Origin of the sequence: Bacillus paramobilis (assembly GCF_038096195.1) — a bacterium.
Lineage (GTDB): Bacteria > Bacillota > Bacilli > Bacillales > Bacillaceae_G > Bacillus_A > Bacillus_A mobilis.
This window is the reverse complement of record NZ_CP151108.1, coordinates 2,354,830-2,381,565: the sequence shown is the minus strand read 5'-3', so window position 1 is coordinate 2,381,565 and position 26,736 is coordinate 2,354,830. Positions and strand designations below refer to the sequence as shown.

33 protein-coding genes are annotated in these 26,736 nt (G+C 34.3%); 8 read left to right on the top strand and 25 right to left on the bottom strand.

Going from position 1 to position 26,736, the window contains the following annotated elements:
- Nucleotides 1-3: 3 nt before the first annotated feature.
- From AABL52_RS12295 to AABL52_RS12275, 5 genes are all read right to left on the bottom strand, one after another.
- On the bottom strand, nucleotides 4-1,113 hold the full coding sequence (locus AABL52_RS12295; RefSeq protein ID WP_341519530.1) for a DUF58 domain-containing protein: 1,110 nt from the start codon (nucleotides 1,111-1,113) through the stop codon (nucleotides 4-6).
- Nucleotides 1,110-2,042 (bottom strand): AAA family ATPase, encoded by a 933-nt coding sequence (locus tag AABL52_RS12290; protein ID WP_341519529.1) that lies wholly within the window; start codon nucleotides 2,040-2,042, stop codon nucleotides 1,110-1,112. The genes AABL52_RS12295 and AABL52_RS12290 overlap by 4 nt, the downstream gene beginning before the upstream one ends.
- 147 nt (nucleotides 2,043-2,189) lie before the next feature.
- Nucleotides 2,190-2,483, bottom strand: coding sequence for a putative quinol monooxygenase (locus AABL52_RS12285; RefSeq protein WP_000583826.1), 294 nt, complete (start codon nucleotides 2,481-2,483; stop codon nucleotides 2,190-2,192).
- 44 nt (nucleotides 2,484-2,527) lie between these two features.
- Nucleotides 2,528-3,166: a nitroreductase family protein gene (locus tag AABL52_RS12280; protein WP_000185376.1), complete on the bottom strand. Its 639-nt coding sequence runs from the start codon at nucleotides 3,164-3,166 to the stop codon at nucleotides 2,528-2,530.
- A gap of 18 nt (nucleotides 3,167-3,184) precedes the next feature.
- Nucleotides 3,185-3,613: a MarR family winged helix-turn-helix transcriptional regulator gene (locus AABL52_RS12275; protein WP_061676916.1), complete on the bottom strand. Its 429-nt coding sequence runs from the start codon at nucleotides 3,611-3,613 to the stop codon at nucleotides 3,185-3,187.
- A gap of 264 nt (nucleotides 3,614-3,877) precedes the next feature.
- On the opposite strand from AABL52_RS12275, the gene AABL52_RS12270 reads away from it, so the two are divergent.
- On the top strand, nucleotides 3,878-5,821 hold the full coding sequence (locus AABL52_RS12270; protein WP_341519528.1) for a translation factor GTPase family protein: 1,944 nt from the start codon (nucleotides 3,878-3,880) through the stop codon (nucleotides 5,819-5,821).
- Nucleotides 5,822-5,867: 46 nt separating this feature from the next.
- On the opposite strand, the gene AABL52_RS12265 is transcribed toward AABL52_RS12270, so the two are convergent.
- The 6 genes from AABL52_RS12265 to AABL52_RS12240 all read right to left on the bottom strand — a co-directional run bounded on the left by AABL52_RS12265 (nucleotide 5,868) and on the right by AABL52_RS12240 (nucleotide 9,536).
- The gene (locus AABL52_RS12265) at nucleotides 5,868-6,512 is read right to left on the bottom strand and encodes an alpha/beta family hydrolase (protein ID WP_341519527.1); all 645 of its coding nucleotides are present in this window, start codon (nucleotides 6,510-6,512) and stop codon (nucleotides 5,868-5,870) included.
- A 20-nt stretch (nucleotides 6,513-6,532) separates the two neighbouring features.
- Nucleotides 6,533-7,000 carry an NUDIX hydrolase gene (locus AABL52_RS12260; protein ID WP_341519526.1) on the bottom strand — a complete coding sequence of 156 codons (468 nt, stop codon included), beginning with the start codon at nucleotides 6,998-7,000 and terminating at the stop codon, nucleotides 6,533-6,535.
- Nucleotides 7,001-7,358: 358 nt separating this feature from the next.
- Complete coding sequence (locus AABL52_RS12255) at nucleotides 7,359-7,652, bottom strand: YfzA family protein (protein ID WP_341519525.1); 294 nt, start codon at nucleotides 7,650-7,652, stop codon at nucleotides 7,359-7,361.
- A 29-nt stretch (nucleotides 7,653-7,681) separates the two neighbouring features.
- Nucleotides 7,682-8,299, bottom strand: a complete 618-nt coding sequence (locus tag AABL52_RS12250) for an ABC-2 transporter permease (RefSeq protein WP_341519524.1) — start codon at nucleotides 8,297-8,299, stop codon at nucleotides 7,682-7,684.
- Nucleotides 8,287-9,159, bottom strand: coding sequence for an ABC transporter ATP-binding protein (locus tag AABL52_RS12245; protein ID WP_098721172.1), 873 nt, complete (start codon nucleotides 9,157-9,159; stop codon nucleotides 8,287-8,289). The genes AABL52_RS12250 and AABL52_RS12245 overlap by 13 nt, the downstream gene beginning before the upstream one ends.
- Entirely contained in the window at nucleotides 9,147-9,536 is a 390-nt protein-coding gene (locus AABL52_RS12240) for a GntR family transcriptional regulator (RefSeq protein ID WP_341519523.1), read from the bottom strand. Before AABL52_RS12240 ends, AABL52_RS12245 begins: the two co-directional genes overlap by 13 nt.
- Before the next feature lie 195 nt (nucleotides 9,537-9,731).
- On the opposite strand from AABL52_RS12240, the gene AABL52_RS12235 reads away from it, so the two are divergent.
- The gene (locus AABL52_RS12235) at nucleotides 9,732-9,929 is read left to right on the top strand and encodes a hypothetical protein (RefSeq protein ID WP_070168923.1); all 198 of its coding nucleotides are present in this window, start codon (nucleotides 9,732-9,734) and stop codon (nucleotides 9,927-9,929) included.
- A 63-nt stretch (nucleotides 9,930-9,992) separates the two neighbouring features.
- Here AABL52_RS12235 and AABL52_RS12230 read toward each other — a convergent pair whose 3' ends face one another.
- The gene (locus tag AABL52_RS12230) at nucleotides 9,993-10,424 is read right to left on the bottom strand and encodes an SMI1/KNR4 family protein (protein ID WP_341519522.1); all 432 of its coding nucleotides are present in this window, start codon (nucleotides 10,422-10,424) and stop codon (nucleotides 9,993-9,995) included.
- Between the two features lie 55 nt (nucleotides 10,425-10,479).
- The gene (locus AABL52_RS12225; RefSeq protein WP_341519521.1) at nucleotides 10,480-11,511 is read right to left on the bottom strand and encodes an SDR family oxidoreductase; all 1,032 of its coding nucleotides are present in this window, start codon (nucleotides 11,509-11,511) and stop codon (nucleotides 10,480-10,482) included.
- A gap of 171 nt (nucleotides 11,512-11,682) precedes the next feature.
- On the opposite strand from AABL52_RS12225, the gene AABL52_RS12220 reads away from it, so the two are divergent.
- A complete protein-coding gene (locus AABL52_RS12220) occupies nucleotides 11,683-12,441 on the top strand; it encodes a CPBP family intramembrane glutamic endopeptidase (protein ID WP_341519520.1) in 759 nt (252 codons plus the stop codon).
- A gap of 149 nt (nucleotides 12,442-12,590) precedes the next feature.
- Here AABL52_RS12220 and AABL52_RS12215 read toward each other — a convergent pair whose 3' ends face one another.
- Genes AABL52_RS12215 through AABL52_RS12200 form a run of 4 tightly spaced genes read right to left on the bottom strand, consistent with a single transcriptional unit; the run spans nucleotide 12,591 to nucleotide 15,391 of the window.
- Nucleotides 12,591-13,532, bottom strand: a complete 942-nt coding sequence (locus tag AABL52_RS12215) for a serine hydrolase domain-containing protein (protein WP_341519519.1) — start codon at nucleotides 13,530-13,532, stop codon at nucleotides 12,591-12,593.
- 24 nt (nucleotides 13,533-13,556) lie between these two features.
- The gene (locus tag AABL52_RS12210) at nucleotides 13,557-14,447 is read right to left on the bottom strand and encodes an AraC family transcriptional regulator (RefSeq protein ID WP_341519518.1); all 891 of its coding nucleotides are present in this window, start codon (nucleotides 14,445-14,447) and stop codon (nucleotides 13,557-13,559) included.
- Between the two features lie 48 nt (nucleotides 14,448-14,495).
- A complete protein-coding gene (locus tag AABL52_RS12205; protein ID WP_144649390.1) occupies nucleotides 14,496-14,966 on the bottom strand; it encodes a GNAT family N-acetyltransferase in 471 nt (156 codons plus the stop codon).
- A gap of 17 nt (nucleotides 14,967-14,983) precedes the next feature.
- Complete coding sequence (locus AABL52_RS12200) at nucleotides 14,984-15,391, bottom strand: DUF3980 domain-containing protein (RefSeq protein ID WP_087956256.1); 408 nt, start codon at nucleotides 15,389-15,391, stop codon at nucleotides 14,984-14,986.
- Between the two features lie 96 nt (nucleotides 15,392-15,487).
- Here AABL52_RS12200 and AABL52_RS12195 point away from each other — a divergent pair, with 96 nt between their 5' ends.
- Nucleotides 15,488-15,940, top strand: a complete 453-nt coding sequence (locus AABL52_RS12195) for an NUDIX hydrolase (RefSeq protein ID WP_341519517.1) — start codon at nucleotides 15,488-15,490, stop codon at nucleotides 15,938-15,940.
- Nucleotides 15,941-15,973: 33 nt separating this feature from the next.
- Here AABL52_RS12195 and AABL52_RS12190 read toward each other — a convergent pair whose 3' ends face one another.
- Nucleotides 15,974-16,885 (bottom strand): DMT family transporter, encoded by a 912-nt coding sequence (locus tag AABL52_RS12190; RefSeq protein WP_000832980.1) that lies wholly within the window; start codon nucleotides 16,883-16,885, stop codon nucleotides 15,974-15,976.
- Nucleotides 16,886-17,009: 124 nt separating this feature from the next.
- On the opposite strand from AABL52_RS12190, the gene AABL52_RS12185 reads away from it, so the two are divergent.
- A complete protein-coding gene (locus AABL52_RS12185; protein WP_341519516.1) occupies nucleotides 17,010-18,452 on the top strand; it encodes a PLP-dependent aminotransferase family protein in 1,443 nt (480 codons plus the stop codon).
- Nucleotides 18,453-18,533: 81 nt separating this feature from the next.
- Complete coding sequence (locus AABL52_RS12180) at nucleotides 18,534-18,974, top strand: YaiI/YqxD family protein (RefSeq protein WP_341519515.1); 441 nt, start codon at nucleotides 18,534-18,536, stop codon at nucleotides 18,972-18,974.
- Between the two features lie 86 nt (nucleotides 18,975-19,060).
- On the opposite strand, the gene AABL52_RS12175 is transcribed toward AABL52_RS12180, so the two are convergent.
- A complete protein-coding gene (locus AABL52_RS12175; RefSeq protein ID WP_341519514.1) occupies nucleotides 19,061-19,375 on the bottom strand; it encodes a DUF3892 domain-containing protein in 315 nt (104 codons plus the stop codon).
- Between the two features lie 241 nt (nucleotides 19,376-19,616).
- Between AABL52_RS12175 and AABL52_RS12170 the strand changes: the two genes are divergently transcribed.
- Nucleotides 19,617-20,489: a hypothetical protein gene (locus AABL52_RS12170; RefSeq protein ID WP_341519513.1), complete on the top strand. Its 873-nt coding sequence runs from the start codon at nucleotides 19,617-19,619 to the stop codon at nucleotides 20,487-20,489.
- A gap of 118 nt (nucleotides 20,490-20,607) precedes the next feature.
- Here the strand turns inward: AABL52_RS12170 and AABL52_RS12165 are convergent, their stop codons facing one another.
- From AABL52_RS12165 to AABL52_RS12140, 6 genes are all read right to left on the bottom strand, one after another.
- A complete protein-coding gene (locus AABL52_RS12165; protein ID WP_340420382.1) occupies nucleotides 20,608-21,432 on the bottom strand; it encodes a DUF2785 domain-containing protein in 825 nt (274 codons plus the stop codon).
- A gap of 276 nt (nucleotides 21,433-21,708) precedes the next feature.
- Nucleotides 21,709-22,251 carry a GrpB family protein gene (locus AABL52_RS12160; protein ID WP_341519512.1) on the bottom strand — a complete coding sequence of 181 codons (543 nt, stop codon included), beginning with the start codon at nucleotides 22,249-22,251 and terminating at the stop codon, nucleotides 21,709-21,711.
- 42 nt (nucleotides 22,252-22,293) lie between these two features.
- Nucleotides 22,294-22,962: a hypothetical protein gene (locus tag AABL52_RS12155; protein ID WP_341519511.1), complete on the bottom strand. Its 669-nt coding sequence runs from the start codon at nucleotides 22,960-22,962 to the stop codon at nucleotides 22,294-22,296.
- A gap of 151 nt (nucleotides 22,963-23,113) precedes the next feature.
- Nucleotides 23,114-23,857, bottom strand: a complete 744-nt coding sequence (locus AABL52_RS12150; RefSeq protein WP_341519510.1) for a metallophosphoesterase family protein — start codon at nucleotides 23,855-23,857, stop codon at nucleotides 23,114-23,116.
- Nucleotides 23,858-23,870: 13 nt separating this feature from the next.
- Nucleotides 23,871-24,809: an aminoglycoside phosphotransferase family protein gene (locus AABL52_RS12145; protein WP_341519509.1), complete on the bottom strand. Its 939-nt coding sequence runs from the start codon at nucleotides 24,807-24,809 to the stop codon at nucleotides 23,871-23,873.
- Between the two features lie 14 nt (nucleotides 24,810-24,823).
- A complete protein-coding gene (locus AABL52_RS12140; protein WP_341519508.1) occupies nucleotides 24,824-25,621 on the bottom strand; it encodes a VOC family protein in 798 nt (265 codons plus the stop codon).
- 97 nt (nucleotides 25,622-25,718) lie between these two features.
- On the opposite strand from AABL52_RS12140, the gene AABL52_RS12135 reads away from it, so the two are divergent.
- Nucleotides 25,719-26,729 (top strand): sulfite exporter TauE/SafE family protein, encoded by a 1,011-nt coding sequence (locus tag AABL52_RS12135; protein ID WP_002072193.1) that lies wholly within the window; start codon nucleotides 25,719-25,721, stop codon nucleotides 26,727-26,729.
- Nucleotides 26,730-26,736 lie beyond the last annotated feature (7 nt).

Sequence of the window (26,736 nt, the reverse complement as noted above, 5' to 3'; positions counted from 1 at the left end):
TTCTTATTCTTTAATTACAACCCATTTATTTGTTCTGCTGTATTTCCTTGGGGAAGTACCCAGAATTAAAGGAACTGCATCCAATTCTTTACGACGAAAACCTGCTGTGTAAAAATAAGTAGAAGATACAGGAGTATCTTGGTCCGATATCGCGGCAAGTACTTTTAATACATTTTGCAAATGTTTCCGGTTATGACCGTTCTTTATATGCAACAATCCATTATCTTTTACGCTATTGATCCAAACTTCAAATGAACAGTTTTGCATGAGCAGTTGTTTACATATGCCTGCCGTTAATTCAATGAGTTCCTCTGTATCATTTCTCAAAGAAATTCCACTTTTATTTTGCAAGTTGAGAAATATCGCATATTTATCTGATTGTGTTCGCTCGTACTTTTTCGCGGTTATTGTCCCTGTTTTCGCTGTTGCACTCCAGTGGATGGAACGAAAATCTTCATTTTCATACAACTTCACTCCCATTACTTTCGTTTCATCATATAAGGGTGATGACATCGCTTTTCGAAATCCTCGTGACCATTCTTGTAATTCAGGAACTTGCATTTTCGGAACAGCTGGTAAAACTAAATAGGACGGCGTTTCAACTTGTTTATATGTTATATGGTTCGTTATGAATCCAAAGGGATCCGTAATGACAATTTCAACTTCTTCCCATTTCGCAATTCCTCTTTTTACAGCTACAGCTTGCAAATCAAATGAAACTGACTCTCTTCCTTTTATATTAAAATTCATATAATAATTTGAACCTGTACTATGATTTTTGTTTATTTCATCATGATTCCAAGTCAGCTTATTTTCACATTTAAATCGAAATACGATATTAAAAATAGGAAATAACGACTTGTTTGAAATTTTCATTTTGCACACATTCGCTTCACCTATAAAAACGTTTGAATTCCCTTGACTATATTCCCATTCAACACGAGATACTTTACGTATGTACACATGCATCGCACCTATTAAAATTACATACAAAAATACGAGAGATAAAAACAGTAGATTACTTGAAAATACACATAAAATAACGGCTACAACTGACATAACTCCCATTACGAAAGGCTCCGCTAAAGGTGTATACACAAGCTGTTGATTCATCGTATATTCTCCATTGGCACATTAATTCTATGAAGAATTTCTTTCATGATTTGTTCTTTCGTCGTTTTCATCTCCCCCTCAATCGTTAACGTTAAACGATGAGCACAAATGGATGCTGCGAGCGTCTTAATATCATCTGGCGTACAGTAATCTCTTTCATTTAATATAGCCCGCGCTTGAATCGCTCTCATAAATGCCAACGTCCCCCGCGGGCTTACACCAATTTCAATTAACTCATGTATACGCGTAGCTTCTATAATTTCAAGAAGATAATCTTGCACATCATTTCCTACTAACACTTCTCTTGCACGTTTTTGCATCATAATAATTTCTTCACTTGAAATAATAGAGTGTAATGTTTCTAACGGATCATTCATTTGAAACCGATTCATCATTTCCTTTTCAGCTTCTCTCGTAGGATAACCTTGACGTATAGTTAGTAAAAAACGGTCTAGTTGAGCATCAGGTAAAGGAAATGTACCGGCCGATTCAAGGGGATTTTGCGTTGCAATAACTAAAAAAGGTTCTGGTAATAAATGTGTCTGTTTCGCAATTGTAACAGTACGCTCTTCCATAACTTCGAGTAACGAAGATTGCGTTCTCGGTACAGCACGATTAATTTCATCCACTAATACTATATTTGCAAAAATAGGCCCTAACCTTGTTTTAAAATCCGATTCCTTCACATTAAAATATTCAAGACCAATAACATCTCCGGGCAAAGTATCCGCTGTAAATTGTATTCTTTGAAATTTTGCGTCCACGCTTTTAGCCAAACTTTTCGCTAATGTTGTTTTTCCTGTCCCCGGTACATCTTCTAATAAAATATGTCCTTTTGCTATGAGAGCTATGGCTGCAAGTTCTATCGATTCATCTTTTCCTATAATAACTTTCGAAATATTATTAGTGATTTTCTTTAATGTGTTCATCTATTTATCTCCCACTTTCCATTATTCAGAAAATTAAGAATTATTATTTTCCAAATTATAACACATCACGGTAAAAGTAAATATATTCCTGTCAAAATAAAAAAGATGACCCTAGCACTATAAGCTAAAGTCATCTTTTTTATTATATTATTTTACTAACTCTCCATTATAAGCTTTTATATCAAGAGGAGCAGTTAAAAATTGTTTTACTTTACTAACGAAAGATGTGAAGTGTTCACTCGTATTATGACTCGCAACTGCCTCTGCATCTTTCCATACTTCTACCATCGTATATACATTTTCTTTTTCTGTATCTTTATAAAGGTCATAAGATACATTTCCACTTTCTTCTCTTGAACTATGAATGAGCGGACGAATTTCTTCTAAAAATGATTGTTGTTTTGCTGGATCTACTTGAAATATTGCGTGAATAATAATCATGGTGTTTCCCCTCTCATATCTCACTTATTTCTGTATTTATAAAATTACTTCCACTCAGCAACTTTTTCAATTGGAAGGCGTACGGATTGGTAACCACTGTCAGCAGCTTTTCCGATTGAAATTAACATTACTGGTACGTGACGTTCTTTATCTAATCCGAATGCTTCTGCGATTTGGTCTTTTTCAAATCCACCAATTGGGCAAGTGTCATAACCGTGAGCACGAGCTGCTAGCATAAATTGCATTGCTACAAGACCACCGTCAATTAGTACTGTATCTTTCATTACGTCTGGTGTAACCATTGAGAAGTAACCTGAAAGTTTTTTCATTTGATCTTCTTTTACTTCAGCTGGCATTAAACCGCGCTCTACTGCTGTACCGTAAATTTCTTCTGCGTTATCAAAGTTGTTTAAATCACCAAATACAGCAATCATCGCTGAAGATGTTTCTACTTGAGATTGATTAAATTTCGCAAGTGGCGCAAGTGTTGCTTTCGCTTCGTCACTTTCAATCACTAAAAATCTCCATGGTTGCATGTTTACTGAAGATGGCGCAAGTGTTGCTTCTGTAAGAATTTCTGTCATTTCTTCTTTGCTAATTTTCACGGAAGGATCGTACTTACGAATTGAACGGCGTCCTGTTAAAATTTCGTTAAAATCATTTGTTTTTACTGAGTTAGTCATAGTTGTATTCTCCCTTTTTTAAAGTTCTTTTATATTTTCTTGAATGTGATTTAACACATTTAAAAGATTATCGCGCTGTTCTTCACTTAATCCTTTAAATGCTGAAGCTGCAAAACGTTCTTTTTCCTCTTGAAACGCCTGAATTTTATTTCGTCCCTCTTCAGTAAGAGACACTAACGTAATTCTGTTATCGTCTGGATTTTTACGTCTTACTATCATTTCATTTGCCTCTAGCTGCTTTAAATGTCTTGTAATCGCAGCATTGTCAATATTCACTTCTTGTTGAAGTGCTTTTTGACTTATTTCACCTACTTCATATAACTGAAGTATAAGCTCTAATCGAGACTGGCTCATACCCGTACACCCTTCAAACTTCGAACTTACTTCTTTATTTAGAAAGTGTAATTTATATAAAATAATCGCTTCTTTTGAGCATGAACTTGTCAAACTACCCCTCCTTTACATACAAAACAAATATGTTTGATGTATCAATAGTTGATATGTCAATTAATATAATCTATATCGATTTAGAATGCAAGCATTTTGTTTTCATTTATATTTTTCCAAATTAAGGCGCTTTGTCGCGTTACAAATAATGTTAATTGCACTATAATAGTACTAATTCAAATGACTGGAGAGTGATTGTAATGCGGCAATACACAAATAGAAATGAGGAATTAAAAATGGAAAATGAAATGAGGATATTCACATATGACAACAATAAATATAGGGATTGTGGCGCACGTAGACGCTGGCAAGACGAGTTTGACTGAGCGTATTCTTTATGAAACGAATGTGATTAATGAAATTGGCCGAGTAGATAGTGGTAATACGCAAACTGACTCAATGGATTTAGAAAGACAGCGCGGAATTACGATTAAAGCATCTGTCGTTTCTTTCTGTATCAATGACTTAAAAGTAAATGTTATAGATACACCTGGACACGCTGATTTTATCGCTGAAGTGGAGCGATCATTCCGCGTTCTAGACGGTGCAATCTTAGTTATTTCTGCTGTTGAAGGTGTGCAAGCACAAACAAAAATTTTAATGCGGACATTACAGAAACTAAACATACCAACAATATTATTCGTAAATAAAATTGATCGTAGCGGTGCAAATACTGAAAAAGTTATGAAGCAAATAAAAGAGATTCTTTCAAATGAAGCATTCCCCTTCTACTCTGCCCTAAACGAAGGAACGAAAGAAGCCCGTATCATTGCATACAAATCATATGACGATTGTATAGAACTGCTAGCACCATATAATGAATCTTTACTTGAGTCATACGTAAATAACGAAATTGTACCGGACACACTATTAAGAGAAGAACTCATTAAACAAATAACGCAAGCAAATGTGTTCCCTATCTTTTTCGGTTCAGCTATGACAGGTATGGGAGTAACTGAACTGCTCGAAAATATTTCAGACTTAATTCCAGCTAAAAATCCGGCAGAACATGAAATATTATCCGGTGTTGTTTTTAAAATTGAACGTGAACCTTCTGGGGAAAAGATTGCATATATAAGAGTTTTTTCTGGTCGTTTACATGTTAGAAAATATGTTTATATACAACGTAGTGAAGCCCTAGCACATAAAGAAAAGATTAAGAAATTATGTGTATTTCATAACGGAGGTGCTGTTCAAGCTTCTATCGTTCCTAGCGGAGAATTTTCCAAAGTGTGGGGACTGAATGATATTAAAATTGGTGATATTATCGGTGAACGGACTCATTATATAAGAGACATTCACTTTGCCGAACCACAAATGGAAGCTGTTATTGAAGCATTACCAAAAGAACGAATCCATGATCTATACGCTGCGCTTATGGAGCTATGTGAAGAAGATCCGCTCATTAAAGTGTGGAAAGATGATGTTCATAATGAACTATATATTCGCCTTTTCGGTGAAGTACAAAAAGAGGTAATTGAAACAACTCTTTTTGAGAAATATAATTTGCAAGTTACTTTCTCAAATACGCGTGTCGTATGTATTGAGAAACCCATTGGCATAGGGAATAGCGTTGAAGTAATGGGCGAAAAAGCGAATCCATTTTACGCAACAATTGGTTTTAAAATCAAACGTGGTGAGCTTAACTCTGGCATAACATATAACTTAGGCGTTGAACTTGGATCATTGCCTTTAGCATTTCATAAAGCGATTGAAGATACTGTATTTCAAACGTTAAATCAAGGTTTGTACGGATGGGAAGTTACGGACATTATCGTCACGTTAACCCATACAGGTTATGCTAGTCCTGTTACTACAGCGAGTGACTTTAGAAACTTAACACCACTCGTTTTAATGAATGCTTTAAAGCAAGCTGAAACATGTGTATATGAACCTGTAAACGAATTTGAATTAACTGTACCGGAACATACAATTAGTACTGCAATGTATAAACTAGCTGCTATTCCAGCAACTTTTAGCAAGCCGATATTCAATAATGACTCCTACCATTTAACAGGCTCATTACCTGTTGCGAAAACAGAGAATTTTAAACGAATGCTTCATTCATTCACTGAAGGAGAAGGTATATTTACAACGAAGCCAGCTGGTTTTATAAAACTGACGGGTCCCTTTCCTATTCGAAAACGCGTTGACTATAATCCGCTGAATCGTAAGGATTATTTGCTCCATGTTTTGAAGGCTTATTAAAGTAAAAGAGGTGCAAATTGCACCTCTTTTTGCATGTATTGATAGGTTAGTTTGTCCTAACAACTTCTTTAAGTTTTCCTATTATTTTCGCTATCGCTTCAATTGAATTCTCTGTTTCAAATTCTCCAACATTTAAAGAATGATTTGCATTTTTGACAACTTCAATTTGTAAATTCGTCTTATGTAACTGTTCGATTTGATCTGCATTATATTGGTGATCTTTATCTCCAATTACTAAAAGCCCTTCGTGATGACTATGTAGGATCGAATCAAAAATGGAATCAAAAGTTAGTAATGGTGTAAATAATATCATGTTTGATTGTAAGTATTCTTCCCTCTTCATTAAATCATTTGCAATCGGAATTGTTCCGAGTGACTTCCCTAAAAACATCGTATAATTGTATTGCTCACCTTTTAATACTTCCTTCATTAAAGGATTAATATCATCCATAATTATTTTTGTTACTTCTTCCATCGGTTTATTCATTACTTGTTCGTCATAAGAATAATGAATATGTACTACATCTATTTTATTTTCAAGCATAAGCATCGTCGCATAATAGAATAACGGTTTATCGTAATTGTATCCTGAACCTGAGAACATAAAACAAACTGTATTAGAACCTTTTTCAATATGTGTATACGGAATTACTTTTCCTTCTATAAGAATTTCTTTTTTAGTCCCCTTCACCTTTTCCCCTCCGCATACATTTACTTTTGTAAAACGATATGTTCTGTATGAACTAATACATCCTTTACTTTCTCTTTTATAAACGCTGGCTGTAAGTTATATGTATCTAACTCGTCTACCGGCACCCACTTAAAGAAATATGTTCTACCTTCTTCTTCCAAAGTATATTGCTCTGCTCCATTTGCAGGTAATTGTTCCAGCTCTACTTCATAATAAAAACTAATTTCATGAAACTTTCGTTTAGAAAGTGTAAAGAAATTTTCTACCGACCATATTAATCTCTTCACCTCAATAGGAACCGCTAACTCTTCAGCAAGCTCTCGCTTTAATGCATCTTCACTATTTTCTAGCATTTTCACTCTTCCGCCTGGTACATACCAAAAATCTTCACCGTCACCTTGCAGAATGAGTATTTTATTATCATGTTTACAAATTGCTCCGACTCGGTAATTAAAACATGTTTCCTCCACTTTAAATGTTAGATCCATACTATTGCCCCCTATATTTCATTTAAAAATTGCTATAAAACTATTATGTATGTGCTGTACAAATAAGATTACTAAATTTTTCTATTCCATTCAATAAGTTTTGAACTTTCCGACAATTAGACTTATCCTTTATCATTACAGGTATATATATAATATAATCACAGGGCATACTAGAAAAACATTATGGAGGTACGAATGGAAACGTTATTAATCCAGCAAACTGAGAAATCAAATAAGTTTTGAAAAATCGTTGTGAAAGATAGAGTGAAACTTCAATAAGTGGCGTTTTTATCTTTCCCCTGTTGTTTTTAAATATTGTTAAGACATTATTAAAAAAGACGCAAGGTCAACTTATGTGCTAATTAATTCTTTTTCTAGAAAAAGCGTCTTTTATTGCACTTGTTAATACATTTAGGAATAATAAAATAGCCATAACTACCGTTAATACGTTAAATTGCTTTGTTTTATAAGGCGCGAACCATCCCGTAAAGAACTCTGAATTAACGAGACGCTCCCCAACTCCTCCTTCCTTGAAGTTCGGTATCCACGAATTCATATCAAGGATGATAAAAATTAGTTGCATAACGAAAAATGCTCCAAGAGTTTTCAGCCAATTTCGTATTCGAATAGGACGCCCTTTTTTTGATGTCATTTAAATGATCCTCCTTTTAGAACTTGCTATTAAAGAGCCTTGTTCTGATAGATACGAATAGATAATATCCATGAAACCCCATAGCACCCCACTGCTATGACAGCAAATATAAGAAATAATTTCAAATCTGAAATCTCTTTTAAAAAGGTCAGTACGCCATTAGCATATTTATTTAATAAATATGGAGTATTTCGCATTAAATATATAACTCCAATAGATAAAAATATAAAAACTGGTACAAGTGTTTTCACTTTAAATGCAACAAAAAATGGGATGTAAAATGCAGTAATCAGCATGACTGCCAAGAAGCCTAGGATGTAACTTTCTAAGGAAAGTTGAAATTCCATGCTGTCTAAAATGAAATATTTTCCAACTAAACAAAATGGGATGATTACTACTGTAAAAAATAAGGTTCCAACGTATTTTGAACTTATAATTTCCTTCCTAGTATACGGTAATGAGTTTACTAAAATATTAGCATTATCTTTATCATCAGATTGATATGTGTTAATTACAAAAACGGCACTACAAATGATTATGACATATGCTACATCCATGCCGGCCCACAAATAGGTAACTAGAAATAAGAGATAAGCAGGTAAAAAAGTTTTTTGTAAAATCAAATCCTTTTTAATTAAATTAAGCATCTTGACTCCCCCTTTTTCATGAAATACATAATATCCTCTAAACTTGGTTTTTCAATCACAACTTCTTTATTAAATAAAGTTTCGATAGAATTTACATTTTCAATCAATCCCTCGAAACCTGTATTTGCCTTACATACTGATATAAATTCACGCTCAGTATCAAAATCTAACATATCTAGTGGTCCTTTGACCAAAATATAATCTTCTGCAATGGCATAAATATCTTTTGTAAAAATATGCTTCCCATTTTGAATAAATGTAATATAATCGGCAATGCGGTCTAAATCCGTTGTAATATGAGATGAGAAAAAGATAGTTTTCTCACCATCCTGCATAATATTTTGTAAAACATCCAATAATTCTCTTCTAAATACCGGATCGAGTCCGGAAGTAGGCTCATCCATAATAATTAGTTCAGCATGATGTGAAAGGGCAATTGCAAGAGAGGCTTTCATTTTCATTCCTTTGGAGAATGTTTTCATTTTTTTATTTAATGGTAATTCGAACAAATCTTTATAATATGTAAATTGGTTAAAATCCCATTTTTTATAAGCAGGCGCAATAATTTTAGTAATTTCCTTTAATGTGAGTTCATCATAAAACACGTTATCGTCATAAACGAAACCAATTCTTTCTTTAATTCGCTTCGCATCAGTCGAATAGTTCATGCCAAATAAGGAGACATTTCCACTATCCGGGTTCATTAGATTCATAATCATTTTAATCGTTGTAGATTTACCTGATCCATTTCCCCCAATAAAACCCGTAACAAACCCTTTTTTTACTTCCAACGAAAAATTTTCAATTTGAAATCCTTTAAAAGATTTACTGACATTTTGAAGTTCTATTACGTTTTCCAAGAGTTTTCCTCCTCGTATAAAATTGTAAGCATTTCTTTTAGATCATTTAAAGAAACATCCATTTGTTTAGCATTTTGAATCGCTTCACACAACTTTTTCTCAACTGTCTTTAATTTTTTTTCTTTCATAGTTTCAATGTTTTGTTCTGCTACAAAGGACCCCCTTCCGACAATTGAATAAATAAAACCGTCTTTTTCCAGTTCTTCATATGCTCTTTTCGTTGTAATAATACTTACTCTTAAATCTTTTGCTAACTGACGCATTGAAGGAAGAGCATCTCCTTGCTTTAAATCACCTAGTAAAATAAGTTTTTTTATTTGGACACCAATTTGTTCATAAATAGGTTCCTTTGAAGTGTTCGTAATAACGATTTGCATGCAAGTACCTCTTTTTAAAAATATTGTATATATACTTTATATACAATATATACTATCGTACATTTTAAATCAACAGAAAATTTCCAAAATATAGTCACAAACACAATCTAATAATAAATGTAATTCATACAACTTATTTATACGGGTCTTCCTCGTATTTGCTCGATTTTGAGGTGGAGGTCTTACTGCTATCTAATGCGGTATAAAGACTACGTTGTGTTTTACGGAGAAATTGGCACAGCTGGTAGTGTGAAAGCAAAAGAGTTTGAAACAGAAGAACAATCTGAGGAAGTTGATATCAAGTTAGACTGGAATGAAGATGACGAAGAAGGATTAAAAAAGATGTTTCCTAAGTTATGGGACATGTATGGGGAAGAATCGATAGAGTGGTAGATTTGTTAATTGCCAAAAACGCCTTGTTTCTTTCGTAACAAGGCGTTTTTCATGACACTATGTTTAAATAGTTATCTTCCCACTTTCCCACCACTTCATGAAAGTTTCTAACGAAGGAGCAACCCAAGTTCTACTATCATTTTCATGATTCCATACATATATATCATCTCTTTGCACGATTCCGTTCAAAATGGAATAACCAAACAAATCACCATTTCCGCTATCAGCAAAAAATAATAAACAGTCAAAAGGCATATATAAATCCTTGAAATCAACTATATTTCTCATATTCATATTTTCAGTTTTAATTTTTGAAGCAGACCATATAAAGTCCCCATACTCACCTTGTACACCGTTTGTTTCCTGTAATAATTGATATAAATCATTCGGTAATTCCACCTGCAAATTTTTGTGAACTTCAGCGAGTTCATTCTTTGTAGCTGGATTTTTGAAACTTAAGTTTTGTGAAATACTACGAATGGTGATTTTCCACATAGCTTTTTATCCTTCCATCACTTATGTTCAATCAAGTATAGACAAAGAGGATTCCCTAAATTGATTGATACCACTTTTCTATCAAATCTTTCTCCCTCTCGCCTGAAATACCTGCTTTTAATTCCCATTCGTCCACACTCTTCATCCACTCATACACATCTGTAACTGTATGTTCTAACCTTCTAAACGTAAGTCCTTCTTTCACAGCGCTTTCAATACTAATAGAAAAACCACCTTTCCACGGCTTCGTCTCACCTTCTAATGAAAAAGCTTCAGGAAGCCATAGTGGCATCTCTGTCCAAGGCTGCACTTTATTTTCATTCATAAACGATTCATCTACCCAAACGAATGCAGCATCACTATCCGTAACCTTTTTACACGTATTTAATAGCTCTTCCATCGTCAATTCATAGTTTGGACCTGTAACATTGAATGTACCTGCTTTATTGTTTTCTGCCATGTTTAGTCCCCAGTTTGCAACGTCTTTTATATCAACTATCTGCACTGGACGGTCTTTTCTTCCTGGAACTAACACTTTCCCTCCCTTTGCTACACGCCCAATCCAGTATGGAAGCCGGTCTGTATAATCAAACATACCAGAAAGAAGTCCTGCTCTTACGTGTAAAACACGCCCCGGCCAATACTTCTCTGCTTCCTTTTCACACAATACTTTCAGCGCACCGTAATACTCATAAGGAGAACCTTCACCATTCTCCACAGCCTTTATTTGATCACCCGTAGGTTCAGCTTGTAATATATAATCTTCTTTTATATGATACGGAATCCAATCTTTATAAACGGAAAGACTTGAAATGAATATATAATGCTTTATATTATTGTGTAATGCTTCTCCAACATTTCTAATATGATGCGGAGAAAATCCACACGTATCTATGACAACGTCCCATTTGCGATTTTCTAAACTTGAAACATCATTATTTCTGTCACCGATTAACTGCTCTACTTCAGGAAAAATTTCTTTATGTGTTCCGCGATTAAATAATGTAACTTCATACCCTCTTTTTAAAGCCTCTTCTACAAAAGCTCTTCCTAAAAAACGTGTACCACCTAGAATTAAAATCTTCATGGTTCTCCCCCATTCGTAATTGAAAATTCTTTCTTTTGTTAAACGATTTTTTGTTGTAAAAAGTTACGGGGTTGGTCTAACTTTTTCTACAAGTTCAACATATGTAATTTCCATTTCATATATAATTAAAATATCGGATATTTGATTAATCACTTATATATACTTAGGTAGGTGAAAAATATTAATAGAAACATAATTTATCATTCAACATTATGTATATATCTTCTCTCATCGCTTATTTATATCATCTTACTGAACATAGAAAATGGTCGTAACTATTTAGGATTTACGATGGTTGTTCCGCTTTTAGCTGCTATTTTATATCAGAAATTATATAAGAAACAAAAACTAGTTCATACATTTGGAATTTCACGTCCAAAAATAAAAACATTAATTTTCTCCATTTTATTCCCAATACTTCTAGGTCTATGTCTGCATTTCTATTTTTATATTTATAATATAAAATTCTTATTTAATCATTATAATGAATTAGGATTTCTCCTACTCATTGGTCTTACAATTGCTGCTTTGTCTGCATTTTTAGAAGAAATCATATGGCGTGGAAATTTTCATTACCATTTACGAAAAAAATATTCTTTAAAACAAACAGCAATCATTACTGCATCGCTTTGGTCTTTATGGCATTTACCAGTATCAATCTTTTATAAAAATTATGGGTTTCAGGTTGTAGGAATATTAAGTTATCTCTCTTTATTATTTATATTATCTATAATTTTGACGTATACGCGAGAGTATAGCCATTCTGTGATAACACCTGCAATTTTACATGGCATGTTCAATGTATTTTATTTAACAGATGGAGTAGAAACAAAATGGGATATTAGCCTAATGGAATTACTTAAATTTATCTTGCTGGCAATTGTGTTTGGCATGATGTATCTAATACATCGAAAAGTTAATAGTACCTAAACAAATTATAAAGTACTTCAACACCTATTCAATAATCGTATAGGTGTTGAAGTTTCCTAATCTTAGTTAATACAACACTTTTTTCTAACATGAAGAACAAAACAAGTTTAACTAAACCTTTCATTCTTGTTTTTATAAAAATAACTATATTAATCTTTTAAATAAGGAAGTATGCACTCTCTAATTAACTTCCATCTATCCTCTGCATTCGGTATGACTTCAGAAGCAATCGCCACCACCAGTTCCTTCTCTGGTACGCAGCAAATCACATTCCCACCATCACCCATTGCACAGTATGAAAAGATTCCAGCCTCTTCTCGTAACCACCATAAGTAACCATATTGATTTTGGTTCATTTCTATCGATTCTTTTATCCATGATTTTGATAATATTTGTTTTCCATTATGAATACCTTCATTCAAATACAACTGTCCAAACTTAGCCATATCTTTAACTGTTAACGTAAGTCCCCAACCGCCTGTCGAATTACCATTTGGATCGTGAACCCATCCCTTTACATCTTTTCCGAATAAGTCATCAAATCCAAATGCTTTCATATTGTAGTTTGGAATTCCGCTCATGCCGAGTGGCTGAAATAAGTATTCATTAGCAAATTCACGTGCATTTTTTCCTGTTACGCTCATTATGATTGCTGATAACAAATGAGCTCCTGCGGATGAATATTTAAAATGTCCAATTTCTCCGCCGTTCCCTATCCTATTTAACTTATATTGTATCCAATCTTGTTGTGTACATAGTTCTTCTAACGGTTCCTGCCAGTCTACGAATGGATGTGGAACTGTCATCGTAAGAAGATGTCGTACTGTTATTTCAGATGAATTAATGTTATATTCCGGGAAAAATTCCATTACTTTTTGATCAATACTTTGTATATAGCCTTTATCTACACATAGTCCAATCAACGCAGAAATTATCGTTTTTGTGACTGACGCTATATGAAATGCATCATCTGGATCATGACCGTTATAATATTTTTCAAAAATCAAATCCCCTTTTTGTACTACTAACATCCCATTAATATTTTTATACTCTTCTTTTATAATCAGATCTAACTTTTCAGCAGTTTTCATTATTCATTCCCCTTTAGCCCATAATTAAAAAGGTTCGATAGGTACAAATATATCAACTATATGTCTATTTTCCGGGTGCTGCCTTGGGTCATTTTTATACATTTCAAAAGGATACGAATCTCTCGGTTTATATCCGCTATTTGGAAGCCACTCACCGTATAAGAAATCCCATGCTCCTTTATATTCATCTTGGAATATTTCAAAATGACCTACCGCATACTTTCCAGAAGGTATTACCATTATTCCAATGTCGTTCGTTTCTACTGCGGAATCATTCGGAATTGTTATACAAAGACTCGTTCTTAAATGATTTTCTTCTGTAAATTCATGATGATCGTGGTAAATGGTTAATACTTTCGTATCCTCAAATACATGACATTTTTCCTTCGCTGCGTAATGAAATAATTTCTCTATCATTTTTGGAAAAGCTATCGTTAACTCTTCATATGTACCGATATGCCTTATGTATGCGACTTGTATATCGTCCGCTGTTACAATTTCAACATTTCCTCGAACCTTCTTACACTCATTGTATTGAGAAGATTTCCTTACGTCTTTGCAATTCTTGCTATTATCGTTTCGATATTGAGATGGACTTATTCCGTAATGACTTTTAAATGTACGGGAGAAAACTGCTGAATCGGTGAACCCAAAGTGATACGCAATATTTGTAATCGTCATATCTGTACGATATGTAAGTAGATGCGTTGCCCTTTCTAACTTCAATCTGTTTACATACCGTGATAATGGCTCGTCTACTATCCCCTTAAAAATCCGATGAAAATGAAACTTTGAAAATCCTGCTACATCCGCTAACTCTTCAATTGAAAGTGAATCATTTATGTGTGATTCTATATAATCTTGCACTTTATAAATGCGTCGTAAGTACTCGTTTCTACTTTGTTTACTCTCCATATTTTTATCTCCTCACAACAAAAAGGCTAACGTTAAGCTAGCCTACTTTTACACATTTTTCAAAAACAAAACTCTACTACCGCCGTTCCCATCATAATTTGTATGTACCGATACACCCTCTATCTCATCATCCCCGGCCTCAATTTGAAAACCAATTTCTTGATGAAACTGTATCGACCTTTTGTTAATCGGTGACGTAATTGCTTTTACCACTTTACGATTATTTGCACGAGCGACATCAAAGAAATAAGAATACAATGTCGATGCGATTCCTCTTCTTCTATACTTCGGATTTACACCGATAAAATGAACGTATGCTTCATCTTTATATGTTTGTGAAAAAAATCCGCATAAGAAACCTAACGTTTCGCCCTCTTCTTCAATGATAAAACTCGTTTCTTGAAAGTGAACAAAAAACAGTTTTGGCAACATAGCAGTCATATCTCTTCCGCCCCACCAATCATTTAAAACAGAATGAATCTTTACATAATCTTCCCCTTGGATGTTTCTTACTCGCATATATTTCTCCCTCTCACTCACTTCATTTTTTCATAAATTTTAATTACAGTTTCTACCAAGAGAATGAATACCCAAATCCCGCAAAATACAAGAACAGACTGGAATATAGAACCTAGCATAACTATACTTATTAGACCTAATTCTGATCCTGAAATGGACATTTCATCAAACCCCATATTATGTATAAATGGACCGGTTGAAAAAGCCATTAAAATTGATCCTATCAAATAAATTACACTCATTATTTTTAATATTTTTATAGAAAGATATGAATTTTGTTCTTCCTCCACTTGTGATAATTCGATTTCTCCACTCTCAATTCCTTTTTGCAAACAGTCTTCACATAAAAATTCTTCCTTAATTTTTTTACCCCCATGTATTGTACCCGTTATTTCTTTACATCTTGAACATTTTCGATTTATCATGTTGTTACCACTCCCATCTATTAAGATTATACTTATATCATTCTTCATTTACCTTAATATCCCTTTTATGTATTTTATAGAGAAAGGTCGTGTTTTATGATTTCGAAACTTACATTTGGCTCGAAAAAATCTACTGTTCATTATGTATTAAGACCTAGTTGTTATGCGATTATTTTCCATTCATCTTCTTCAATGATTGCTGTTATCCAAAAAGGAGACCGTTATTTTTTACCAGGTGGCGGTATGGAAGGTAATGAAACAAAAGAAGAATCTTTGCACCGTGAACTACTAGAGGAATTAGGATGGACAATTGAAATTGATCAATATATCGGTAATGCCGCACGATATTTTTATGCAGAAAAGGAAGATACATATTATTTGAATGATGGTTTCTTTTATATTGCGAACATGGTGCAGAAACAAACTGAAAATTGTGAGGAGGATCATGTTCTAAGGTGGATGTCTCCTTTACATACTGTAGAGCTTCTCATTCATGACCATCAAAAATGGGCTGTTGAACAAGCGCTGTTATTACGAAATAAAAAATGATCTCCTTCTATATGAAGGAGATCATTTTTACTACTAACTTACTTTTTTCAAATTGAGAGCAGGCTTTTTCATTCCACCTTTTTTTACAACATATAAGCCAATGAAAATAATAAGTCCGCCAACGAGTTGCATCATATTAATTTGCTCCCCAATTGTTACTGCCGCAAAGATAACTGCGAATAATGGTACGAGATACATATAAACCATTACTTTTGTTGAGCCTATTTGACTAATACCGACATACCACATTGCTAGTCCGAAGATGGTTGCAAAGATGATTGAATATGCTAGTGATCCCCAGCTTGGCGTATCTACTGGCCACGTTAAAGTATTTACGTTGAATAAACAGTATATAACTAGTGGTACAATTCCAATTAAAGTAGACCATGATGTGACTCTCATTGCGGAGTATTTTGTAATAAGAGGTTGCGCTAAAATTGGATACCATCCCCACGCAATTGCTGCGACTAATCCAATTATATTCCCAAGCCACGCATACTCGTAAGTAGCTCCTCCTGTATGTCCTGTTAATAAAACGAATGCTGCACCAATAAACGCTACTATTGAACCAATTTGTACTTTCATCGAAAAACGTTCTTGTTTGTGTAATACTGCTAATATCCCTGTAAATATAGGTGACATCGCAATTAATAATGAGGCGTTCGTTGCTGAAGTATATTTCACAGATAGCATAAACATCGTTTGATACATTGCCGTACCAACGATACCGACTGCTACTAATCGTAACCAATCTTTTCTTTCAATACGTAATGAGCGTTCCATCATAAATGTAATAAGTAATAATACCGGTGATGCTACTAAAAATCGTAAACTATTAAATTGAATGGATGACATATATGCCACACCATACTTTCCAATTGTATAATTTGCTCCCCATACTAATGCTACTGATACTAGGAGCCATTCCATTTGCCATCGTTTCATCCGAATCTCCCCTTCCATATTTAGCATAGTAAAATTGGCTGGATATAACACCGTCCAATTGGCTGTTTTTTTGCCCAGCCAATTTGTTATACTTAATGTATATAAGAGATGCGGAGGCGTTTGTATGGAATGGAAGCTAGATAACGACAGTAAAATCCCAATTTATCAGCAAGTAGTTGACTTTATTGAGAAACGTATTACATACGGAGAACTTCCTCCTGGAAGCTTCCTCCCTTCCGAACGGAAATTAGCTACGCAGTTAAATGTAAACCGAAGTACGGTAACGACTGCTTATAATGAACTACGTGCTATGGGGATTGTGGAAAGTACGACTGGTAAAGGGACACGTGTAAGTACACATATGTGGGGCGTTTCTCCAACATTAACGCCGAACTGGAGAAATTTCGTAGAAGGTGGTACTTTTTTACCAAACTTACCGTTACTTCGCCATATTCGGGCAGAAGTACAACAAAATGAAAATATCATTGATTTCGCAAACGGCGAGCTCGGTTGTAACCTTTATCCTCACGATCAACTACAGACAATTTTACGAGAACAACCGTTAACGCATTCATTAAGTTATGATCATCCGCAAGGCTATCTCCCGCTAAGACAAGCGGTCGTAAAATATATGAAAGAATATTTAAAAGTTGAAGCGACTGAACAATCCATAATGATTACATCTGGCGCACAGCAAGCACTTCACCTTATCGTTCAATGTTTATTAAATCCCGGTGATGCAGTTGCTTTCGAAAGCCCTTCACACTGTTATTCCTTACCGTTATTCCAATCAGCAGGTATCCGTATTTTCCCGTTACCTGTCGATGAACACGGTATTAATCCAGACGATGTGCAAGAATTATATAGAAAGCATCGTATTAAAATGATTTTTTTAAATCCAAACTTCCAAAATCCTACGGGCACAATGCTTCATCCTAACCGTAGAAAAAAACTATTATCACTTTGCGCAGACTTACGAATTGCGATTGTTGAAGATGATCCTTCTAGTTTACTTACGCTAGAAAAAAAACAACCTTGTCCTACTTTGAAATCAATTGATGAAAATGGAACAGTCATTTATGTACATTCCTTATCTAAAATGATTGCACCAGGCTTACGAGTCGGCTGGCTTGTCGCCCCGCAGTCTGTAGTAGAAAGGTTATCTGATGCAAGGCACCAAATGGAATTAGGAATGAGCATATTCCCGCAGTGGCTTATGCAACAATTTTTCGAAACTGTACCATTTCAGTCTCATATCGTACCGTTACGAAAACAATTAGCAGAAAAAAGAGACATTATCGTTCGCGCCCTAAACGAGCAACTTCACGATAAAATCTCTTTTTCAAACCCGACCGGTGGTATATACATATGGGGGAAACTAAAAGAACCGATAAACGAAAAACAACTTATTATGCAAAGTTTAAAACAAGAAATCGCCTTTATGCCCGGTAGTATTTTCGGTGCAAAAGATGGTTATATTCGTTTATCTTATGGAAAAGTGAATATTGATCAAATTGAGGAAGGTATTTCTCGTTTGCGAGAAGCTATTTTAGTTTGTGGAAAATAATATGAGATAAAGCTTTTTCGTTTGACAAAACCTAAATCTACCATTATTATCAACTCGAACCTAGTCATAGGAGTGATAAAAATGAAAATTTACGTTGATGCAGATGCTTGTCCTGTAAAAGATGTGATTATTTTAGAGGCTACGAATGCAGAAATCCCTGTAACCCTCGTTACTAGCTTTTCTCATTATTCTAATGCAGAGCAACCTAAAGGTGTGGAAACAATTTATGTTGATTCTGGAGCAGATGCTGCAGATTACCGCATTATGCAATTAGCTCAAAAAGAAGATTTAATCGTAACGCAAGATTACGGTCTTGCTTCGCTTGCATTAGCAAAAGGCTGTATCGTTCTACACCATAAAGGCTATAAGTATACGAATGATAACATTGAACAATTGTTACAAACACGATATTTAAGTGCAATGGTTCGAAAAAGTGGTAAGCGCACAAAGGGACCGAAACCATTTACAGCAGAAGATAAAGAGAAATTTAGAGCGCTCTTTAAAAGTATGATCGCCCATTAAAGATGAACCTTCTTTTCGCAAGGAAAACTTCGCAACACAAAGAAGAGAATACCCAAATGAACATTCTCTTCTTGAGGTTTACCCGTTTAAAATGAAGGTAAATTATCTAAATTATTTTCTTTTATTCCATCCGGTTCACTACGTATAATATCTCTACCATACTTATGAAATACGTCTATATGAGCTAATTTCCCTGATTTTGCTTCTTCAAGAGCAGTTATATAATCTAACTCTCTCCCGCTACTTGTTTTAAACGCTACTAAATCACCATCATCATTTTTACGAACGGCAACAATTTGTTCTGCTCCTGAATTAACTTCATTGTCTACTTCAAATTGAGCTTGCTCTTCTCCTTGATGTAAGTAATCATTATAAACTTTTTCAAAGTCTTTATTGTCCATACCATTCACCTCCAACACATTTTATTAGTATGGTTGGGAGGTGTTGGTTTTATGTACCTTTTTATTACCTTAACAAGATTATACTCCTCCAAATAAATCATACAGATCATACTTTTAGCCTAATACAAATTTATTTTATAAATCCTTTACTTCATTTAAGATAAATTTAAGTGTTAATATTTTCCTGAAAACTTTATAATTTAATATATCGAAACGAACTTTGAAATGGAGAATGGTTAAGATGAATATAGATATTAATCGTTTAACTGATATTTGTTTAGAGTACCAGCAATCTAGATTTTATGTTACTAGAATCCCTAAAGATTTCTTATCAATTGCCCAGAAACGCTTTTCTATACCAACGGATGATCAAATTATTGCTTTTTTAAGTTGTAATTTATTTGGATCTGGAAAGTATGGTGTTTACTTTACGAGTTCGGGTTTATACTGGAAAAATTGGTTATTAGGTAAAGGAAGTTTGAAATGGGATCAATTAAATGAAGTGCAACAAATTGAAATTGATAAAGATGGTTTCTTATCTTTTGATGCACAAAAAAGTTTCAATATTAACGGGAGTGATTATCCCCCACTGTTATTTAAAGAATTACTTATAGCTCTTACGAATTCATTCCAAAATTCAAAACAACATGATATACATCCAGTTATCAAAATGGATGAGATAAAATCAATTTGCTCATTATTTGAAACGCATAATGAATTATTAGAATCTGATAACGGATTATTTGTAGATACTCATATTTCAGACAAAAAGTTAATAGCAATTGAGGCACGATTTATTGTTCCAAAAGAAGAACAGATCATCGCTTTTTTAGATACATCTGTCCTTGGGAATATTGGGAAAGGATCTGATGGAGTATTAATTTGTCAATCAGGTATATATTTTAGAGAAACCTTTGTACACTTATATTTCCCATGGCATATCTTTAAAAATATCCCTATTACTTTGACCTCAGATGAATTTAAAGTTGGGAAAGGAAACATATTTCATCTTCTACATGCTAGAATGCCTAGTGAAGATATTTTATTATTCATCAAGAATTTAAAACAGTATGTGAATAGTTTATATGAAGAGAATCCACAATTACATATTTAATACACTCGTGTATAGTTAAATTTAATAATTCAATTCAACTAAAAAACCGATTATTTTTGTAGAGGGCCTACAAGTATAATCGGTTTTTTAGTCTTATTCTTTTCTTATATTCCCTTTTTTAATACCTACGCAAATCCTTCAAAGTCTCCAATATATCATCTGTAAAGGCTGTACTACCTTCTGTCTCTAAAGCTCTGAAATAAAAACTTCTTAGGAAAGTTCTAATATTTTGTACTAAAATAGCATGCTGTGGATGTCGGATGTCTTCAACCGTTGCTATACTATGTAGCCAATTGCTCCACTCTTCTTCAGTTAAAAGATTTTGGTTACGTAACGACATAATTGGCGCTACTAATCTCTCATCTTCAAAGTGGACATATACGTAATCACTTAATCGAACTTTCTGGCGAACAGCAGCTAATATCGCATATGAAAACTCACGATTTTGTATAGTACGTGCTAAAGCATCGAGTGCATCTGCTGCATGCGCCGTAGAATGTGCCCAGCCTTTTCCTTCTACGTAGCCTCTTACATCTTCTTCTAAATATACATATTCCAGCACTTGTTCTGCTACACTGTACAGTTGCTCTTCCGATAACAACGGTTCTCTCTCATGAACAGATAAAATAAGTGGCGGAATTAATACGGAGAATGCACGTTTAAATACAGAGTCTGTGCCTTTTTCACCAATTTTATAAAATAAATAATCAGGACTAATTGCTTGTAACATTAATCCTCGTAACTCTTTTTGTCTAAATACATCATTTGTAATCCATGTGTGAAGCGTACTATAAATTAAATCATCACGTAATTCAGCATCAGGTGAACCGATATAATCTAGCATCCACTGTGCATATGGATATGCATCTACGTCTTCTGGTACAGCATAATTATTATTTTTAATTTGTAGTAGTTCTTCTTTTAGTTCTAGTACTTCATTCATTATATTTCTTGTCCCCTTTTTACTTTATTAACATATTTTCGCCTTATTCCCTTTAATTTTTTTCATAAAATCAAGTCGATTTTTAGAATCGTTTTTATACCTATCTTTCTATGAACTTGATTCAATTATATATAATTTATCCTGATAAATAAAAGGAAATACATTAGAACATCGCAGTCTTTCACTTGTTTTACATGCATTTCCTGTCAGTTTAAGCTATAAAATACAGTATGTTTTTTCTTTTATATTCAAACGTAATTACAATTAAAAATTAAATCATTTTAGAACTTTTTTAATAAAATCTGTTTTAGCTTTTGTGTAGGCTTCTCTATCTTCTTTAAATCTTTTAGCTAAATCTTGTTTAAGGTTTGAATACTCATAAACTAATTGTGGATTCTCTCGTAAGCGGTTACGAAATAAAAGTTGTTGCTCCCATCGCTCAGTTCCTTTAACCATCAAATGCAGGTGCGCTACACGCCTATTATTCTTAATTTTCACAAAGAACCTTCTCCAAGGTCTTTCATCTAATTCTGGGCTTACATAATGCCAATTATATATGGCCAATTTCGCTGAAATATGTTGTACTCTATCAAATGAGTCTATTTCAGCCATTAAATCAATGATAGGTTTTGCTGGTAAACCAGGTATGGATGTACTTCCTATATGTATTACTTTGCTTATACCGAGAGGAGCAAGCAGTTCATATAGTTGCTGTTCTTCACATCGGCCTTTATCTTGCCAATCAGGATTTGCATTAACTATCTCTACTGACTCATTCGCCCACATAGGCCAATCGTTCGGATTATCTTTTTTATCCATCCAAAGCATCTCCTTTCACGATTTTTTGCTATATAAACGATTTTAAATTCCTTTAAATACAACTACGGGATTATGAAAATCAATATTCTGAAATACAACATCCGCACACTCTTTCGGATTATGCTCATCTATATACATCTTACAGGCCGCATGATATCTGTTTAAAAACCTTTTCTCAGCTTCTTCATAACTTCCAAAAGCCTCAGTCTCGCGCTTTGCACCACGTTTTCTCGCAATCTCAAAATCTGTATCTACGAAAATTTTATAGTCAAATAAATGCTCTACGTCTTTTTTCAATAGAAACGTCCCATCTACTATTAGTACCATATTAGGTTGAGCCAATAGCTGCCCATTATGGACAGGTATATCCGTTATTAAGTTATGAGAAATCGTTTCATATTGTAAATTCCTGTTAGGCCCTAAAGGCTTTAATAATCTTTCTTTGAAAGCTGTATAATCGTGTGCATCTTCATAATACCCTCTTGCAGATTCTTTTCCTTGCGCGTATCGAATTGCTCTCGGATTATGAAAATCGTCAATGCTGGCGCGTGTTACTCGTACTCCTTGTTCTTTTATTTCTTCCGCTAGCTCGTTTGCAAATGTTGTTTTTCCTGAAGCTGTAATACCACTTACTCCAACTCTTGTTGGATGGGTTAAGTTTAGCTTTAATATGTGATCTGCAATTTCTGTGATTCGTTCTTTTCGGTTCATGATATTCCTCCTACAATTAGTTTACATAATATTATTATGAACAAGAGTTTATGTCACTATTTGTCGGTAAGTCGATATATCGAAAAAATCGTTGATATATTTTAAGTTACGATAGATATATTTGAAAAATCGTTGATATATTATGATTGGCTTACTTTCCCTTAAACCCTCGATATAAAGCAGTCCGTAATTCTTGTTTGTATTCTTCAATTTCTGGCATATCGAGTTCTTCTGCTAGTCTGATAGCTAATTCAATATCATACGGCACACGTACGAGTTGAATGGAAAAGCTTGTGGCTTCTTTTTCATTGTATGTTCCTTCAAATATTAAATAGGAAGCTTGTGTAATTTCAAGCGGGTTTCCAACACTACCAGCATTACATAACGTTTTCCCTCTGAAATTTTGAACGAATGCTTGGTGAACGTCACCGTAGCAAACGACATCTGGTTTTCTTTCCCCTTCTATATTCTCTGTGAGCTCACTGTTTTCGAACATACTAATCCGTTCTTCTCTTGAGGCATGTGGTTGAATTCTTTCATATAAACTTCTCGGCGAAGCGTGGAACATACGAATGAGTTTGCCGCTCATATAAAATTCGATTGAAAATGGTAAGTTTCTTAAATAGTCATTTTGTTCTTCCGATAGTTGTTTTTGATGCCATTTTAACGCCTGAAATTCAGTCGGTTTTGTAATAAAATCATCCCAGTTCCCCATTACAACTCCATCACATTCTTTACGAATGATTTCAATCACTTCGCTAGAATGAGGACCTTTTCCAACTAGATCTCCAAGACAAATGATGTGCTCAATTCCTCTTACTTTAATATCTTTCAGTACAGAATCTAATGCCGGAATATTACCGTGAATATCTGAAATTACCGCTATTTTATCCATATAAATCCCTCCATTACTTATTGTTTATTATATCCTCATGTTGTGATTGATACCATTTTGGAATATAGGATGAAAAATGATTATGATCTTCTAAAATTCCGTTCAATCTTTCCTTCATATCATCTACTAAATGTGGCGTACTTCGGTTTGTCCATACGATATCAGCTGGGAATGTCATTGCTGCATATAATGAGTACAGTTGCCAAAAATGAAGCGATGGTTCGCCTCCGCAATATCCGTGAACTTGTCCAACCGCAAATGGTTTACTTATTCTTGTAGTAAAAATCGCTACGTTATAAAAATCGTGTATTGGGTCGCCAAAATCATATCCTCCAAAATCGATAACGATAAATTCCTTATTAAGAATCATACTATTTGCTGGATGGAAGTCATCGTGTAAAAATGTGATTGGACGATTCTTCATTAATTGTTTATGCTCCCCTACAAATCTTAATACTGGTTTCAAATCAAGGAAATCTATTTCATAGTTTGCTAACGCTTCTACGTATCTTTCGTATTTATTCCATCGAACCGTTTCCCATTTATTACTTGCACTTTCTCTTTCAATTGAGTGAATCTTCTTTAATACTTCCCCTGCTTTTCTTCCCGCATGATACTGTTCTTCCACCGTTAACTTCCCTAAACCTTCTTCACCATTTACACCTTGGATCCATTCAAATACTTGAATACATTTATTTAATTCCTCAAGCTTTATGAAATGAATTAACTTAGGCGTTGGAATATGTAATAACTCTAATTGTTTCATATACGTATATTCTTCTTGTTTGCGTTCAAAATGAACAGCATCACATACTTTCACAAAATATGTTACTCTGTTTTCTAATTCTATTTTATATTTCTCTTCATGTGAAAAACCTTTTGAAATAGCTGTACACTTTGCAATACGAGGCCATTCTAGTTTTCCCTCTATCTCTCTAAGCATTTCTTGCACAACGTTCACCTCTATCAATATATGTACAAACTACCTAGCACTTCATGCTCTCGTTTATTTTCACCTTTAAACTCCACTGCAAAAGGATATTCGCCATGATGCTTCAAACGTTCTAGTACTAATCCTTCTCCAATTGGTTCACAAAACTGTACATGAACATCACCAAACGATACACTTTGACACTCCGCATTCCACTCTTCATTTTTCACGGCCTGGCTTGCAGTTAGTCCCATTACTTCTTTCCACTTCCGGACTGTTTTTCGAACATCTTTCACTGCGTAATGAATCGTTTCAAGTTGTTGTACGTTGTTTTTATGTGCAGTGATTGTTCCTATGTTACGTAAATCGTTTCTTCTTTCTTCATCCGTTTCATTCCACTGTATAAAGAAAGGCAATTTCGGCCCGTTCTCTTCTTGCTTTACAAATAACATTTTCCACTCTAATAGTCGGCCATCTTTTCTCATTCGTTTCCCTTCAAATGGTCCTATCGTATGTAATCCATGTTTATTAAATTTAACTACTAGTTCTTCAATTGCATCTGTTCGAATGGCGATTTGTAACATTCCTTCTCCATCTTGTAATTTCACTACTGTTTCTTGTACTAATGGATTGTCTGCTTTCTTCGCTTTTTCTTCATGCTGAACTGCTAAAAATTCTATATAGGATAAATCAAAATAACACAAACTATTCCAAGTACCCCAAGTAGTATGCTCTCCGCCTACTACAGTATGAAATCCATGCTCCTGCATTTGGTTTGCCGCTTCCTCCGGTGTACCATGTACTGCGTGTACGAGATGATCAAATCGTAACATGTCTTTCTCCCCCTTCTCTCCATCCTTTTATTGTATATTTTATTTTTCTTTCATTCAATTCAAAAACTTTAAAACCTAGTTGATTTATACGATTAATATGTATTATAATAAAACAAATTTAATTATTGCTGATTGGAAAAACCAAAGGCACTTTTCTCATACGGGAAAAGTGTCTTTTTCATTTATTATTACAGGGGGATTATTTATGCAGAAATTAATTGTCTTTGCTATTATCGGATTTTTCGCTCAATTAATCGATGGAGCGCTTGGAATGGCGTACGGGGTAACATCTACCTCACTTTTATTAATGTTTGGTATTGCTCCGGCCGTTGCATCTGCATCAGTTCATTTAGCTGAAGTTGTTACAACTGCTGCTTCTGGTGCATCACACATCAAATTTGGAAACGTGGATAAATATACCGTTTCCAGGCTTACATTACCAGGAGCAATTGGCGCATTTATTGGGGCATGTTTTTTAAGCAATTTACCTGGTGATGTAATTAAACCGTACATTTCCATATTTTTATTTACTTTAGGGGTTTATATTTTATTACGATTCATCATTCAAAAACAAATTGTCACTTCAAATAAACGTATGTCAGCTAAACAGCTTGTTCCGCTTGGCTTATTCGCAGGATTCGTTGATTCAACAGGTGGAGGTGGCTGGGGCCCAATTACAACACCTGTGCTTTTGGCAAGGGGAAATGAAGCTAGAAAAGTTATCGGATCTGTAGATACGAGTGAGTTTCCTGTTTCACTCGCAGCAACAATCGGCTTTTTCATTTCACTTGGCTGGGAACAAGTAAGTTGGGTTTGGGTATTTTCTCTCATGCTTGGTGGCATCGTTGCAGCACCAATCGCTGCATGGTTAGTACGCATCGTTCCTTCTCATTTACTTGGCGTATTAGTTGGGGGCCTTATAATCTTTACAAACATTCGTACACTGCTTACTACATTTAAAGTGGATCCAACTATTATTTCACTTTCTTACGTAGCAGTTGGTCTTGTCGTTATTATTTCTATTTTCATTGCTGTTCGTAATCATTCCAAGCGTTCTAACGCACCGACAGCCGGATATCCGAATGATCAAAAACAAATGCTACCATAACGATAAA